This is a genomic window from Thermoanaerobacter sp. RKWS2, assembly GCF_026240795.1.
Lineage (GTDB): Bacteria > Bacillota > Thermoanaerobacteria > Thermoanaerobacterales > Thermoanaerobacteraceae > Thermoanaerobacter > Thermoanaerobacter ethanolicus.
The window spans coordinates 2619510-2635334 of the sequence record NZ_CP110888.1 but is presented as its reverse complement, the minus strand read 5'-3'; the positions used below and the strand labels follow the sequence as shown (position 1 = coordinate 2635334).

Annotated in this window: 15 protein-coding genes and 1 pseudogene; all 16 read left to right on the top strand. The window is 34.2% G+C overall.

Features of this window, described 5'->3' with window-relative positions:
• Positions 1-39: 39 nt before the first annotated feature.
• The 16 genes and pseudogenes from ispE to OEI98_RS13900 all read left to right on the top strand — a co-directional run bounded on the left by ispE (position 40) and on the right by OEI98_RS13900 (position 15743).
• Positions 40-907: pseudogene (ispE, locus tag OEI98_RS15190) on the top strand (4-(cytidine 5'-diphospho)-2-C-methyl-D-erythritol kinase).
• A complete protein-coding gene (locus OEI98_RS13970) occupies positions 900-1577 on the top strand; it encodes a GntR family transcriptional regulator (protein ID WP_003870429.1) in 678 nt (225 codons plus the stop codon). The pseudogene ispE and the gene OEI98_RS13970 overlap by 8 nt, the downstream one beginning before the upstream one ends.
• Positions 1578-1582: 5 nt before the next feature.
• Positions 1583-2311, top strand: a complete 729-nt coding sequence (locus OEI98_RS13965) for a nucleotidyltransferase family protein (RefSeq protein WP_004399000.1) — start codon at positions 1583-1585, stop codon at positions 2309-2311.
• A gap of 66 nt (positions 2312-2377) precedes the next feature.
• Positions 2378-2590 carry a CLC_0170 family protein gene (locus tag OEI98_RS13960; RefSeq protein ID WP_004398998.1) on the top strand — a complete coding sequence of 71 codons (213 nt, stop codon included), beginning with the start codon at positions 2378-2380 and terminating at the stop codon, positions 2588-2590.
• Between the two features lie 10 nt (positions 2591-2600).
• Entirely contained in the window at positions 2601-4205 is a 1605-nt protein-coding gene (locus OEI98_RS13955; protein WP_004398997.1) for a spore germination protein, read from the top strand.
• Positions 4189-5298, top strand: coding sequence for a GerAB/ArcD/ProY family transporter (locus tag OEI98_RS13950; protein WP_004398995.1), 1110 nt, complete (start codon positions 4189-4191; stop codon positions 5296-5298). The genes OEI98_RS13955 and OEI98_RS13950 overlap by 17 nt, the downstream gene beginning before the upstream one ends.
• Positions 5282-6433: a Ger(x)C family spore germination protein gene (locus OEI98_RS13945; RefSeq protein ID WP_003870424.1), complete on the top strand. Its 1152-nt coding sequence runs from the start codon at positions 5282-5284 to the stop codon at positions 6431-6433. The genes OEI98_RS13950 and OEI98_RS13945 overlap by 17 nt, the downstream gene beginning before the upstream one ends.
• A 70-nt stretch (positions 6434-6503) precedes the next feature.
• Positions 6504-7139, top strand: coding sequence for a stage II sporulation protein R (gene spoIIR, locus OEI98_RS13940; protein WP_004398992.1), 636 nt, complete (start codon positions 6504-6506; stop codon positions 7137-7139).
• A 92-nt stretch (positions 7140-7231) separates the two neighbouring features.
• Positions 7232-7942, top strand: coding sequence for a spore cortex-lytic enzyme (gene sleB / locus OEI98_RS13935; protein ID WP_003870422.1), 711 nt, complete (start codon positions 7232-7234; stop codon positions 7940-7942).
• A gap of 9 nt (positions 7943-7951) precedes the next feature.
• The gene (ypeB, locus tag OEI98_RS13930; RefSeq protein WP_006569754.1) at positions 7952-9286 is read left to right on the top strand and encodes a germination protein YpeB; all 1335 of its coding nucleotides are present in this window, start codon (positions 7952-7954) and stop codon (positions 9284-9286) included.
• 66 nt (positions 9287-9352) lie between these two features.
• Positions 9353-9550 carry a small, acid-soluble spore protein, alpha/beta type gene (locus OEI98_RS13925; protein WP_003867630.1) on the top strand — a complete coding sequence of 66 codons (198 nt, stop codon included), beginning with the start codon at positions 9353-9355 and terminating at the stop codon, positions 9548-9550.
• A gap of 134 nt (positions 9551-9684) precedes the next feature.
• Positions 9685-10764: a D-alanine--D-alanine ligase family protein gene (locus OEI98_RS13920; RefSeq protein ID WP_019908109.1), complete on the top strand. Its 1080-nt coding sequence runs from the start codon at positions 9685-9687 to the stop codon at positions 10762-10764.
• Positions 10765-10791: 27 nt separating this feature from the next.
• Positions 10792-11214 (top strand): DUF1934 domain-containing protein, encoded by a 423-nt coding sequence (locus OEI98_RS13915; protein WP_003867632.1) that lies wholly within the window; start codon positions 10792-10794, stop codon positions 11212-11214.
• A gap of 1 nt (position 11215) precedes the next feature.
• Entirely contained in the window at positions 11216-12904 is a 1689-nt protein-coding gene (gene argS, locus OEI98_RS13910; protein WP_004398977.1) for an arginine--tRNA ligase, read from the top strand.
• Between the two features lie 55 nt (positions 12905-12959).
• Positions 12960-13604 (top strand): MBL fold metallo-hydrolase, encoded by a 645-nt coding sequence (locus OEI98_RS13905; protein ID WP_006569751.1) that lies wholly within the window; start codon positions 12960-12962, stop codon positions 13602-13604.
• 681 nt (positions 13605-14285) lie between these two features.
• Positions 14286-15743 carry a TolB family protein gene (locus OEI98_RS13900; RefSeq protein ID WP_266038537.1) on the top strand — a complete coding sequence of 486 codons (1458 nt, stop codon included), beginning with the start codon at positions 14286-14288 and terminating at the stop codon, positions 15741-15743.
• Positions 15744-15825 lie beyond the last annotated feature (82 nt).

The following is a 15825-nucleotide window of genomic DNA, read 5'->3' as shown; positions in this document are numbered from 1 at the left end:
ACTATAATATTATTGAAAGAGCGTGGATGGGATGGAAAAATGAAAAAAATCAAAGTAAAGGCCTATGCTAAAATTAATTTATCTTTAGATGTATTAGGAAAGAGAGAAGATGGATATCATGAAATTTCTACGGTGATGCAATCAATTGATTTGGCTGATATTTTGGAGTTTGAAAAAAACGAAATAGTCAAGGTTTTTTGCAGTGATCATAGAGTGCCAGAAGGAGAAGATAATTTAATAGTGAAGGTCATCAACCTTCTAAAAGAAAAATACCAAAAAAAGAAGGGGTGTTAGTCAAGCTTAATAAAAAAATTCCTTTAGCTGCCGGCCTCGCTGGGGGAAGTGCTGATGCTGCTGCTACAATTGTTGCATTAGACAAATTATGGAATTTGAATATGTCAAAAGAAGAGAAAAAAGAAATTGCTTTGAAAGTTGGAGCAGATGTTCCTTTCTGTCTGGAAGGTGGGACAAAGCTTGCGAAAGGCATAGGGGAAATATTTGAAAATTTAAAGGTTCCCTCTATGAGTTTACTTCTTGTAAAACCTGATATTGAAATTTCCACAAAAGAAATTTATGATAAATGGGACAGACTTAATTTTAAAAGTCACCATGCTACTTTTTAGTTGCTCAAGCTATACAAGAAGGAAACATATACAAAATTGCAGAAAATATAAAAAACGATTTAGAATTGGTAACTTCTCGGGAATGTGAAGTTATTAATCAAATAAAAGAGGAATTGCTTAAAAAAGGCGCATTAGGATGTGCTATGTCAGGTAGTGGTCCCACTGTTTACGGAATTTTTGACGATTTAGAAAGACTTAAGAGAGCTTATGAGGATTTAAAAGAAGTTTACAGTTTTGTGTTTTTTTCAAAAACTATAGATAAGGGGTTAGAATTGTATGAATGATTTTCTTCCATTGGAAAATTATAAACCGCTAAGAGATGTAGTTTTTGATTACATGAAAGATGCCATAATTACAGGCAAGTTAAAACCTGGAGAGAGACTTATGGAAGTTCAGCTGGCAGAAAAGCTGGGAGTAAGTCGGACTCCAGTGAGAGAGGCGATTAGAAAATTAGAACTTGAGGGGCTAGTTGTTATGGTTCCTCGAAAGGGTGCTTATGTGGCAGATTTGGATGCAAAAGACCTTTTGAATGTTTTAGAAGTAAGAAGTTCGTTAGAAGGATTAGCTGCTTCCCTAGCTGCTGAAAGGATAACGGATGAAGAAATTGATAAATTAAAGAAAATTGTAGAGGAATTTCAAAAAAAGATAGAAGAAGGTGATAATGAAGGGCTAGTGAAGTTGGATAAAGAATTTCATGATTTAATTTTTACTGCTTCACGAAATGACAAATTAATTCAAATAATGAATAATTTACAAGAACATGTACACAGATTTAGAGTTAGGTATATAAACGAAGAGAAAAAAGCGAAAAAGATACATCAAGAGCATAAAAAAATTACAGAAGCTATCGAAGCAAGAGATACAGATGCTGCAAGAAGATGGGCAGAGAAGCATATACGCAATTTCCAGACAGAGGTTGTAAAAGACATAAAGTATTTTAGTTACAAGGAGTGATTTGGGTGAATGCCATAATTTTGGCCGGCAGTACTAAAGAGGACAAATTGCCTGATAAAGCTTTTGTTAAAATAAATGAGAAGTATATGGTCTCTTATGTAATTGAGGCTTTAAGAGGTTGTGATAAAATAGATAAAATTGCAGTAGTTGGAGATCCCGAAAAACTTAAAAAAGTAGCAGGGATAGATGTTATCATTGAACAAGCTGACAATATAATGGACAATGTTTTGAAAGGAGTAGAGCCTTTTAAAAATGACAAAAGAGTCTTGATTCTTACTTGTGATATTCCTATGTTGACTAAAGAAGCTGTTTGCGATTTTATTGAAAAGTCAGAGGCTACAGGAGCGGACTTATGTTATCCTATTGTTAGAAAAGAAGATAATTTAAAAAAGTTTCCTGAGGCTAAAAGGACTTATGCACGGGTGAAAGAAGGAGTTTTTACAGGTGGCAATATTTTTTATGTTAACCCTGGAATCATAGATAGATTAATAAAAGATGCGAAACAATTTATAGCTTATAGAAAAAAACCATGGAAATTAGGAAAATTATTAGGAGGAAAGATATTATTTTTATTTTTAATAGGGAGACTTTCAATTTCTCATATTGAGAAAAAAGCACAAGAGTTATTTAACATAAAAGGAAAGGCTATCATATCTAAATATCCAGAAATAGGTAACGATGTTGATAAAGAAGAAGATGTAGTAATGGCAACTAAATATCTTAGTCAAAAATAGGCATAGGCCTATTTTTTTTGTATATTTTTCTTCTGAATGCAAAATATATATTCAGAAGGTGATGGTATGTATAGTTTACTGCATTTTGTAAGACAATACTTTACTGTTTATATGCTTGCTAATGTATTCATTGTAGGGATTTATGAAGCTTTTATAGAGCCTAAATTTTTAGAGAGGAAAGGATTAGATAGGGATTCTAAGCTGTGTAAATGGATTGGATTGTTTTATATTTTTATTGGGATAGTTGCTATTATTTTACGAACCTTTTTTCCTATGTAAGGAGGAGAATATGAGATTTTTTGATAAGATATTTGGCAAAAAAAACGATAAAAAAGAAGAAAAAAATGGTACACTAGCTTCAAATAGTCTTAAGGTAAATTTAGATTATATAAAAAATAAATTAAAAGATTGTGATGATGTAATATATAGAGATATTTGGGTGGGAGAAAACCAGCAGTATAACCTTGCAATTGTATTTATAGACGGGCTTGTGGATAAAGACCTCATAAATGACCATGTACTCCACTCTTTGCTTTTGGATTCAAGACAAGCAGCCCCTTCTATTGAAAAGATAAAGAGAAATTTGTATGAGGTCATAAAGAAAGGGACTATAACAGGAGGAGACATAAAAGAGATTACAGATTTAGACAAGTGTATTTTGTCAATTTTGAGTGGAGACACTGCTTTGCTTTTTGATGGTTCTCCTGAAATAGTCATCATTTCTAGTAAAGGATGGCAGATGAGGTCAATTTCACCTCCCGAGGCAGAGACGGTTGTAAGAGGACCGAGAGAAGGGTTTACAGAAACAATAAGGGTTAACACTGCTCTTGTAAGGAGATGGATTAGAGATCCCAAGTTAAAAATAAAGCAGATGCAGATTGGAGAAAGGACTCATACAGATGTAGCAGTGCTTTACATAGAAGATATTGTCGATAGGAATGTTTTGAATAAAGTGATGGAAAGGCTCAAAAATATAAAAATAGACGGTATTTTTGAAAGCGGGTATATAGAACAATTGATTGAAGAAGATTGGCATTCACCATTTCCTCAAGTTTTGAGTACAGAAAGGCCTGACAAGGTTGCAGCTTCTCTTTTAGAGGGAAGAGTGGCAATTTTGACAGATAATACTCCTTTTGCTCTCATAATACCTACTACTCTCGCTACTCTTTTTCAATCGCCTGAAGATTATTACGAAAGGTGGATGATATCTTCACTTTTAAGAATTTTGAGATTTCTTGCAGCAATCGTCGCATTAATTTCGCCTGCTGTTTACATAGCTTTTACAGCCTATCATCCAGGCCTTATACCGACTAAATTGACTTTGTATGTTGCAGCAACACGACAGGGTATGCCTTTTCCTGCCTTTTTTGAAGCTTTTATTATGGAAGCGACTTTTGAGCTTTTAAGAGAGGCAGGAGTTAGACTTCCCGTACCTATAGGGCAAACTATTGGCATTGTAGGTGGTCTTATTATAGGACAAGCTGCTGTCCAAGCGGGTATTGTAAGCCCATTGATGGTAATAGTGGTAGCCGTTACAGCTGTAGCTTCTTTTGCAATACCCAGTTACAGCGCTGCCATTGCTTTTAGAATGCTAAGATTTATATTTATGATTCTTGCAGCTGTTTTTGGTTTGTATGGTATAATGTTGGGATTTATGATAGTTCTCACTCACTTGGTTGTTTTAAAAAGTTTTGGAGTTCCTTATCTTTCTCCTTTTGTGGAAATAGACCTAAGTGACCTTGCGGATACTTTAATAAAAGCTCCTATAATGTATTTTAAAAACCGACCAGAAATTTTAGATACTCCTGATAGAAAAAAGATGAAAGATTTAAGAGAAGAAAAAATAGAAAGCATAGAAGACGATAGGAGAGACAACAATGATAAAAAACAATGATAAAATCTCTGCAAATCAAGTATCAATATTGCTTTTCACTACTATGGTAGGAGCTGGAATATTAAGTCTTCCTGCAGATGTTTCCAAAGAGGTAGGACCTAATGGGCTTATAGCTATCTTGGGAGGAGGAATAGCTTCTCTTTTTTTTGCAAGGCTGATACTTTATCTATCTTCTAAATTTCCTACAGAAACTTTTGTCGAATATACCGGTAAACTTATAACAAGACCTATTTCTATTATTATAAGTATTATACTTGTTTTTTACTTCACAATATTTGCAAGCCTTGATGTAAGGATTTTTGGGGAAGTTTTGAAAATATATCTTTTGCCAAGTACCCCTATTGAAACGATAATTATTACAATGCTTTTTACTTCTGCCTATTTAGTGCGATATGGACTTGAGCCAATTGCACGAATGTCAGAAATTTTGTTTCCCATAATAGTGATACCTCTTGTATTACTTTTTTTACCGACTTTAACTGATATAGATTTAAGTAATTTTCTTCCATTTATGAGGGTTTCATTAGTTGAGTTTTTTAAAGGAATGCTTGTGACTACATATAGTTTTGTTGGCTTTGAGATATTGTATTTGCTTTTTCCATATATAATTAATACAGACAAATTGAAAAGAAGTGTCAATTCAGCAATAATCTCTACGATGTTGTTTTACATGTATATAACTTTTTTTGTAGTTGGCATATTTGGATACAAGGAAACAAGGGAACAGCTGTGGCCTTTTTTGACCCTCATTAAATCTATTAATTTTCCTGTGTTTTTCATTGAAAATGTAGAGGGAATTGTAATGGGAATATGGACATTCACCATTTTTACTTCTATTTATTCTTTTCACTATTTTGCTACTTTGGCTCTTTCAAAGCTTTTAAAGACCAGAGAACATTCTTATTTTGTATTGCCGGCAGTTCCTATAATGTATTTAATGGCTTTAATTCCCGATTCTATTGTGACAGTTTATAAATATGCGGGATATGTTTCCCAGTACATGTCAGTGTTTTTTATAGCTATATTGCCAATACTATTGTTTATCATTTTAAAAGTTAAAAGATTAGGTGATAAAGATGAAGAGAAAACTTAAAATAGTGATATTATGGGTTTTAATTGCTCTCATGTTGACAGGCTGTTGGGATAAAATTGAGATAGAAGACAGGGCTTTTGTGATGGCAATTGGTATAGATTTATCTTCTTCGAATAAAAGATATGTTGTGACTTTTCAATTTCCTAATGCTGCTCAAATTACAAAAGGTACCAGTGGCGGTGGAGGAGGAAGTGAAAAGCCAAGTTTTGCTGTTTCAGAAGTTGCTGATACGATTTTTTCTGCTTCCCGTCATATAAGTACAAGAATTAATAAAGCGCTGTATTTAGGTCATACACAAGCTATTATTTTTGGCAAAGACGTAGTGGAAAACAAGGATAAATTTCAGCAAGTTTTAGATTCTCTTGACAGGAGTTATGAATTGAGCCGTAAAGTTTACCTTCTTGTAACTCCACAAAAAGCTCAGGATATTCTTCTAAAAAAATACGAGATGGAACCAAATACAGGAGCTTATATTAGAGATATATTCAAACATTACAACTTGACATCAAAATTTCCAACAATTGACTATAATAAAATTACTAAGTCTCTTCATGAGACGAACGGCAATGCGATAATCCCCAAAATAATTGCAGGAAAAGATGAAATTAAAATAGCAGGTTCTGCTATTATTAAAAATTATAAATTAGTAGGTTGGATGGAAGATGATGAAAACATGGGATATATGTGGCTGACTGGTCTTGTGAAGGGAGGAGATATTTCTATAAATATGCCAGGAGATGGAGAAGAAATAAAGGTTCCTTTTAATATTTCAAATGTTATTAGAAGGCGAGATGTTAAAGAAGAAAATGGGAAAATTATTTATAGAGTTAAACTGGAGGTGGAAGGAGATATAACGGAATATACTTTTGAAAAGCACGGAGAAATGATGAAAGGTGACTTGTTAAACGTCATAGAAAGAAAAACTAGTGACGAAATAAAGAAGATGACACAAAAAGCTATAAATAGATTTCAAAAAGAATTAAAAGTAGACATGCTAGGTATAGGAGATTATATTGAAAAATATCATCCAAGTTTATGGGAAAAGGTGGGGAAAGATTGGGATAAAATTTTTCCGGAGGTAGAGATAAAAGTAGATGTTACTTCTCATGTCCGAAGGATAGGGCTTTTCAGGTAGAAGGGTATATTTTTTAATATATTTGGTTATACTTTAGTTAAACTAAAGATTTGTGATGGAGGATAAAATTATGAAAAGGTTAATTGCATTGATGGTATTAGCAATTATTATAGCAGCAAATTTTTATGGAGCTAAAGCTTCTAATTTGCAAAGAGAAGACCTATCCCGCAAATTAATAAGGTTTCATGTGATTGCCAACAGCGATTCCGAAGAAGACCAGGAATTAAAACTTAAGGTTAGAGATGCTATACTTGTTGATTTAACGCCTAAATTTGAAAAAGTAAAAGATGTAAAAGATTCGGAAAGGATTATAAAGCAAAGTATTGAGGAGATTAAAAAGGTTGCAGAGGAAGTAATTCGTAGAGAGGGTAAGAATTATGGTGTGAAAGTTGCCTATGGCACCTTTGATTTTCCTACACGGTATTATGGAACTATTACTCTTCCTGCGGGGAATTATAATGCGCTTAAAGTAGTTATCGGAAACGGAGAAGGTAAAAATTGGTGGTGTGTAATATTTCCTCCCCTTTGTTTTATTGATGTTACCCATGGGTTTACAGATACACAAACTGCAGAGGAAGTGGCTAAATATCTTTCTCAAGATGAAATGAAACTTATTGAGAAAGAAAAACCTAAAGTTAAATTTAAAATAGTTGAAATTATAGAGGAATATTACAATAAATTTAAAGTGGCATGGAAGGCGCCTTAAAGGGCGCTTTAATTTTTTAAATTAAAAACAGCGTATAATACTTTTACTACTACAAAAAATATTTACAAACACCAAAGAAAAGGAGGTTCAAAATGAAAATAGATTTTATTCTCCGCATAAAGATTATAATAACAGTTTTGGCTATTTTTATAACAGCAGTTTTTGAGTATGCGGCTTATGATTTGACCAAAACAGCTATGTCTAACCTTTATTGGGGAAATACAGGTAGTGATGTTGCAAAAGTGCAAGCACGGCTTAAAGACTGGGGATATTATACGGGAGCTGTAGATGGATTTTTTGGGGTTAGAACGTGGCTGGCAGTTCGGAAATTTCAAGCATATAATGGACTCAGAGTTACTGGAATTGTAGATGACGATACAAAAGTAGCTTTAGGTTTTACAACTACTGCTCAAGATTTAGCGGCTTATCAGGCTTCTTCCTCTGTCACCACAAATGACGATGTTTACCTTTTAGCAATGCTTATAAATGGAGAAGCGAGAGGGGAACCTTATATTGGAAAAGTTGCAGTTGGAGCTGTGGTGATGAATAGAGTAAGAGACCCGAGGTTTCCAAAAACTATAGCAGGTGTTATATTTCAACCTGGGGCTTTTTCTGCAGTAGATGATGGTCAAATGTGGCTACCTCCTACAAATGACAGCATAAGGGCGGCAAGAGATGCAATTGCTGGATGGGACCCTACTGGTGGTGCCTTGTATTATTACAACGCTGCGAGAGTGACAAGTTATTGGATATTTAACAGGCCAATTATAACCCAAATAGGCAGCCATATCTTTGCAAGGTGAGGTGAAAAAATGTTAAAACGAGGCTTGACGGCTTTTGCTTTAATTTTAATATTAATCCTCGGAGCATGGGGATATAGACAATATATTGAGAAAATTTCTTATCACAGGTATTTACAAGCACAATATGATAGGTCTTTTTATCAATTGGTGTCTAACGTAGAGAACATCGAAACTTCTATGGGAAAACTAATGGTAGCTTCTTCAGATAAAACCACTATTCCTATTTTAGATGAAATATGGAGGGAAGCTTTTTCAGGGCAAGAGCACTTAAATCAACTTCCTATAGGGCAGCCTGAAATAGATAATACTTCAAAGTTTTTGACACAAATTGGCGATTACGCTTACAGTCTTACAAAAAAAGTTGCTTCAGGGCAAAAATTATCACAACAAGATTTAGCAACCCTTACGAAATTACAGAATTATGCGGTATTTTTAGGTAAAAACTTACAAGACTTAAGAAAAAAAATTCAAGGTGGATATGAACTTGGAAACTTACGTCAAAAAGGTACACAAAAAATGGGTGAGATTGATAGTAAAATTTTAAATGTAAAAATGAGTAGTGTCAATCAGACTATGACAAATTACCCTACTTTGATATATGACGGCCCTTTTTCTGAAAGTTTAGCAAAAACTACACCTAAAGGTTTAGTTGGGAAAGAAGTTTCTTACGATAGAGCTTTACAAATAGCAAAAGATTTTTATGGAAAGCCTGTAGAATCACAAAACAAGTATAGTCCTAACAATGGAAAAATAAAAGCTTATGGGATAGAATTAAAATCTCCAGGTAAATTACCTGTTTATATAAATGTGAGTCAAAAAGGTGGATATGTTGTATGGATGATGGACCAGAGAAGTGTGAATAAAATAAATATTTCTCAATCACAAGCTTTGCAGTATGCTAAAAAATTTTTAGAAAAACACGGTTTCAAAAACGTGGAAAGTACTTATTCTATGAAGGCGGATGGTAGTGTACAGTTTAATTTTGTTCCTGTACAAGATGAGGTATATTTGTATCCAGACATTGTCAAAGTGAAAGTGGCACTTGACAATGGTGACATAATCGGATTTGACGCTACAGCTTACTACATGAATCATACGGAGAGAAAATTAGAAAAGCCAAAACTTACGGAAAAAGAAGCGGAGCAAAAAGTAAATAAAAACTTAAAAATAGAAGGAACAAAGTTAACACTCATTCCTTTGGAGGGCGGAAAAGAAGTATTGGCTTACGAATTTAAAGGAACATACAAAGGTGATACATTTTACGTGTATATAAATGCATTAAATGGAAATGAAGAAAAAATTTTAAAGGTTATAAAAACAGAACATGGAGATTTGACCATGTAGTCCATAACATAAAAGTGCTTTTAAAGGCGCAAAATAAGTGTAGGGCAAAAGAAGGAGGGGATAAAAATGGGTAGACGCAGAGGCTTAATGTCTGACCAACTTAAATATGAGTTGGCTAAAGAACTCGGCGTTTACGACACAGTAATGAAGGAAGGTTGGGGAAGTGTTTCTTCTAGAAATTGCGGTAATCTTGTAAAACTTGCAATCGAAAAAGCAGAAAAAATGCTTGTAGAAAATTATAACAACGGAAATACCACCTTCTAAATGCCCACCAAGCCGGGGAAGAAAAACTTCTTCTTTCCCGGCTTTAAATTTATAAAATAAAATTTTTCTTGAATACATATTCTTAAAAGAGTAGAATAAAGATAATGTAAGAAAAATTAGTGGAGTGTGAGAGAATGGCGAAGAAGAAAATAGCTGTTTTATTTGGTGGACAATCGGGAGAACATGAAGTCTCTTTAATGTCTGCAAAGTCTATAATAAACAACCTTGATAAAGATAAATACGAGATTTACATGATCGGTATTACAAAAAAAGGAGAATGGTATTTATATAGAGGAGATGTAGAAAAAATAGAAACCGGAGAATGGGAAAAAGAAGGAATTCCTGCAACTATGGGAGCTTCTACGAAGTATAGAGGAATAATAACTTTCGAAGACGGAAAAAATGGTTTTTATCCTATAGACGTGGTATTTCCTGTTTTGCATGGACCTAATGGAGAAGATGGGACTATACAAGGGCTTTTAGAATTATTAGATATACCTTATGTAGGAGCTAATGTGCTTTCTTCTGCTTTATGCATGGATAAAGTTTTTACAAAAAGGATTTTTAAGGAAGCGGGGCTACCTACACCTGATTTTGTAGTAGTATATAGAAAAGAGATTGAAGACTTAGAAGCTATAAAGAAAAAAGTTGAACACTTGGGATATCCGTGCTTTGTAAAACCTGCTAATTTAGGTTCTAGTGTTGGTATTACCAAAGTCCACAATGAGGAAGAACTTCCTGGGGCCTTGAAATTAGCTGCAAAATATGATAGAAAATTGTTGATAGAAAGAGGAATAGATGCTAGGGAAATTGAATGTTCCGTGCTAGGTAACGAAAATCCGCAAGCCTCTATTGCAGGAGAAATTGTTCCTTCTAATGAATTCTATGATTATAATGCTAAATATTTTGATGGGGGTAAATCTCTTCTCTTAATACCTGCACCACTTCCAGATGAAAAAATGGAAGAGGTAAGACAATTGGCTATAAAAGCATATAAGGCGTTGGATTTGAGAGGTATGGCGCGAGTAGACTTTTTGATGGATAGAAACACAGGTATCCTTTATCTAAATGAAGTTAATACCATTCCTGGGTTTACGAAAATAAGCATGTATCCTAAACTGTGGGAAGTAAGTGGAAAGCCGTATTCAATATTATTGGACGAACTTATAAACTTAGCGATAGAGAGCTATAATGAAAAATGTAGGGAATGGTGAGAAATAAGGGAAGAAGGGGAGAGGTAATTGAAAAAAGCGATTATATCTGTAAAAGGTACTCAAAAAAACGATCAAAATGAATCTGATACAATAGAACTTATTACAGAGGGTAGTTTCTATATTAAAGGCAATACTTTTTATGTAGTATATGAAGAAAGTGAACTATCAGGAATGGATGGAACTACTACTACTTTAAAAATTACAGAAGACAAAGTTACATTATTGCGGTTTGGCACTAACAAATCGAAAATGGTTTTTGAGAAAAACAAAAGATACGAATCGGACTATGATACTCCTTATGGGAAAATTCCTTTAGGAATACTGCCAACAGATGTAAAAGTGGCTATGTCGGAAGCTGGCGGTGAGATTACTATAAAATATGCTCTTGACCTTAATAACAAGACTGTGAGCAATAATGAACTATACTTAAAAGTGTGGGAGGTAAACTGATTTGGAAAACATTATACAAAAAGTAAAAGATGAAATAAAAGACATGGTGACTACCGCTATAGAGAATTCTGTAAAAGAAGGTTTGATGAATATAGAGGTTATTCCAGAGATAGAAATAGAGGAGCCAAAAGAAAAACAACATGGTGACCTTGCAATAAACACAGCGATGGTAATATCAAAGCAGGCTAAAATGCCCCCTAAGAAAATTGCGGAAATCATTGTTTCAAAAATGGACCCTTCAAATACTTTTATAGAAAGGATTGAAATCGCAGGACCTGGCTTTATCAATTTCTTTTTGAAGGATAAATTTTTGGAAGAAACTTTAAAGCTCGTTTATGAACGAGGGAAAGATTATGGACGAGTAAACATTGGGAATGGCAAGAAAGTACAAGTGGAATTTGTATCGGCAAATCCGACGGGTCCTATGCATATGGGAAATGCAAGAGGCGGTGCTTTGGGAGATGCCTTGGCGTCAGTACTTGACTATGCAGGATACGATGTTACAAGGGAATTTTATATAAACGACGCAGGAAATCAGATAGAGAAGTTTGGATATTCACTTGAGGCAAGATACCTGCAATTATTGGGCATACCGGCTGAAGTGCCCGAAGGCGGCTACCACGGAGAGGACATAATAGATAGAGCGAGAGAGTTTTTAGAAATATACGGAGATAAATATAAAGATGTGCCATCAGAAGAGAGAAGAAAGGCGCTCATAGAATATGGACTTAAGAAGAATTTAGAAAAAATAAAAGAGGATTTAGCTCTTTACGGTATAGAATATGACGTGTGGTTTTCTGAGCAATCTCTTTATGACAGCGGAGAAGTGTATAAAGTAATTGAAGAGCTTAAGCAAAAAGGGTATACTTACGAAAAAGACGGGGCTTTGTGGTTTAAAATGACATTATTTGGCGCAGAAAAAGACGATGTATTAGTTAGGTCTAATGGATTTCCTACCTATTTGGCTTCTGACATAGCCTATCACAAAAATAAATTTATAACTCGCGGATTTGATTGGGTTATAAATGTTTGGGGTGCGGATCACCATGGCCATGTTGCTCCTATGAAAGGAGCGATGCAGGCACTTGGCATAGACCCTGACAGGCTTGACGTTGTTTTAATGCAGCTTGTGAAACTCATAGAAGGCGGTCAAGTTGTTAAAATGTCCAAAAGGACAGGCAGAATGGTGACACTACGAGATCTGATAGATGAAGTAGGAAAAGATGCAGCAAGATTCTTTTTCAACTTAAGGTCTGCAGACAGTCCCATTGATTTTGACCTTGACTTGGCTAAAGAGCAATCGAATGAAAATCCAGTATTTTATGTGCAGTATGCCCATGCGAGGATTTGCTCCATAATAAGGCAGTTAGAAGAAGAGGGTGTAAAGATAGATAATATAGATGAAGTAGATTTAAGCCTTTTAAAAGAAGAAGAGGAAAAAGAATTAATTAAAAAATTGGCATATTTCCCTGAAGAAATTACTATTGCTGCAAAGACATTGGCACCCCACAGAATTACGAGGTACGTACTTGATGTAGCATCGCTTTTCCATTCTTTTTATAACAGTCATAGAGTAAAAGGCGTAGAAGAGGATTTGATGAAAGCAAGGTTTGTGCTCATATTAGCAGTAAAGACTGTTATAAAGAACGCTTTAGATATATTGAAAATAACAGCACCAGAGAGAATGTAAAAGGCGGTTTTTCCGCCTTTATTTTGTGGTATAATATGGTTAGGAGGTGTTTTTTATGAATATAAAATGGCTAGGGCATTCATGTTTTAAGTTGACATCCGAGAAGGGTACGGTTATTGTTACAGACCCTTTTGATGAGTCGGTTGGCTATCCTATGCCAAATGTGAAGGCAGACATTGTGACATCTTCTCATTCCCATTTTGACCACAATTATTTTAAAGCAGTAAAGGGAAACTTTGATATTGTTGACACAGTAGGAGAACATAATATAAAAGGTATCAACATAAAAGGTGTAAATACATTTCACGATGACGAACATGGTGCAAAAAGAGGTAAAAATATAGTTTTTGTCTTTGATATTGATGGAATCAGAGTCTGTCACATGGGAGATTTGGGACATGTTTTAACAGAAAAGCAAGTTGAAGAAATAGGACCAGTTGATGTTCTACTCATTCCTGTTGGAGGCTATTATACAATTGATGCAAAACAAGCGGTAGAAGTGATGAACCAGTTAAAGCCTAAAATAACTATACCAATGCACTATAAAACGGAGTTTATTAATTTCCCTATTGATACTGTGGATAACTTTTTGGATATGACAGGTGGCAAAAAGATTTTATCCACAGAAATAGGTATTACTAAGAAAGATCTAGAAGGTGAGCCAAAAGTAATTGCTTTAAATTATCAATATTCTGTATAATTTAAAATGAAGTACAGTTCCTTTGTTTTCACTAAGAGCTTTAGCTTAAACCAAAAAAGTGGGTATCTCATTCCTTTTTAAATTTTTTTAAAAACAAATGAATATAAAAAGACAAAAAGGGCAATATAATAGTGTAAGGTTCGTAATGGTCGAGCCAAGATCATCACAGAACGCAAGTTCTGTGATGGTCGGCCAAAGATTGGTATTCGATCAAAAGGTCGGATGCTAGTCAGCGGGCAGATTATAATATGTCCATGTAGAGCCTTAATTTTAAGGCTAAAAAGGATGTATTATAGTCGAGCTAAGACTATTATAGGTGCCGCAGGTCGAAGTACGTCATGTACTTAGACTGGAGGTCTTATGCAAAGTGCATAAGGTTTCTAAGGTATCTATAATAGTCGAGCATAGGTCAGTATGGGTTTTGCAATACCTTGCCTTTTAAGTGAGGTATGAAGAGATTTGTACTGGCTGAAGCGAAGACCATTACGAGCCTTACTTTTTTATTGGCATAACACAGACAAAGGGGACGGTTCCTTTTGTCTGAAAATCAAAATAAACAGACAAGAGGAACCGTCCCCTTTGTCTGAATTTTTAAAAATAGATGATGTGGAGATTTTTGTTTTATTATGATATAATCGGTTTAAAAAGGAGGGGAAAATTATAAGATTAGAGGGATAGCAAATGAGAAAATTATTTTTACTTCTTGCTGTGGTGATGTTCTTTTTAACTTCCTGTGATGTAGTAAAGCTTAAAGAATCGTCTACAACCAGGGAAGAACCACCTATAAGGTTGGTATTTTCACTTCCTAATTCAAGCGAAGATTTTGATAATACCCTTTATACCGGCCTTTTGTACGACAACAATTCTAACAAAATAGCAAGTGAATTTTTAAAAAATAAACGCATTGGATATTATAAATTATCACCAAGACAAGACAAAATTGTTGTGGGAATCCATTACGATGCTGCTTCATTTGAATACTATGTGATAAACATTGATGGCAGCGCTCCAGAAAGACTTACTCTTCCTGTAAGAGATGGAATATATCCAGTGTGGAGTGATGATGGGGAGTATATCTATGGTATTTCACCGGATTCTTTAAATGCTAAAAGTGGGTATATATTTTCTTATGATGTAAATAAAGGGACATTTGAGAAGTATCCTTTAGAAAGTGAAATAAATTCTTGTGGCAAAATCAAACCATATTTTGACAATAAAGGGGTGCTGTTTATTTGTGATAACAAAATAAACTATCTAAATTTTGAAAACAAGGTCGTAAAGCCGGTTTACAGTTTTAACGGAAGTGTAACGTATGGGAGTTTAGATAAAAGTAGAACTATATTTGTGCTAAACGATGAGAAAAACTGCTTAGATGTTTTGGATGGAAATAACTTTAAAATAATAAAAACGTACAAAAACATTTTAAAATACAGATTTTATTCGCTTGACAGTATGGCATTTCCGGATGGTGAACATGTTATATTCAAGATTTATAAATATGACGATAAAGGTAATTTTATAGAGGCTCCTATAGTAAGTGTTGATTTAAATGGAAATGTGAAGGAATTAAAGGAAAGCGATAATTTGGAATGGAATTCAGTAGAATTTATTTCTGAAAGGAAGCTGGCTGGCGTTAGTCGAGCTGAGAAAGTACTCTTTTATGATTTAAATAGCTTTCAAGATATGCCCTATATGGAAACGGTACTTTGCCGCAATAATGAGATTGGGTATTTAAAAAAACTCAAGATTGCTCTGCCAAATGGGTGGAAGGAGAAATTTACAGGCGGAAATGAAATTTATATCTTAAATTCAAAGGATGAAATTAACGGTGGTATATATGTTATAAGTTATTACAAAGACCAATATTTTGGAGGTTTTCTTCCAAATCACAGCGAACTTTTAAAAGAAGAAAATATAAAAACGCCTATCGGAGAAGGAAAAATTGCCGTTTTGAGGAGAAGCCCTCCTGCTGCTTCCAATGACCCTACAACATATATTGAGATTTTTGGAATTATTCCAATTGCAGACAATGATTTAGCTTACTGCATATGGCTTGGACCATTAAAGGATGATGTAAAAACTATAAATGAGGCTGTAAGAATAATGGAATACATGATGAAAAATTTAAATACAATGTGACTTTAGTCATGAGGAAATGGTGACTTTGTATACTACAAAACTTTCACCATTTCCTTTATTATATTCCTAGAAAACCAAATCA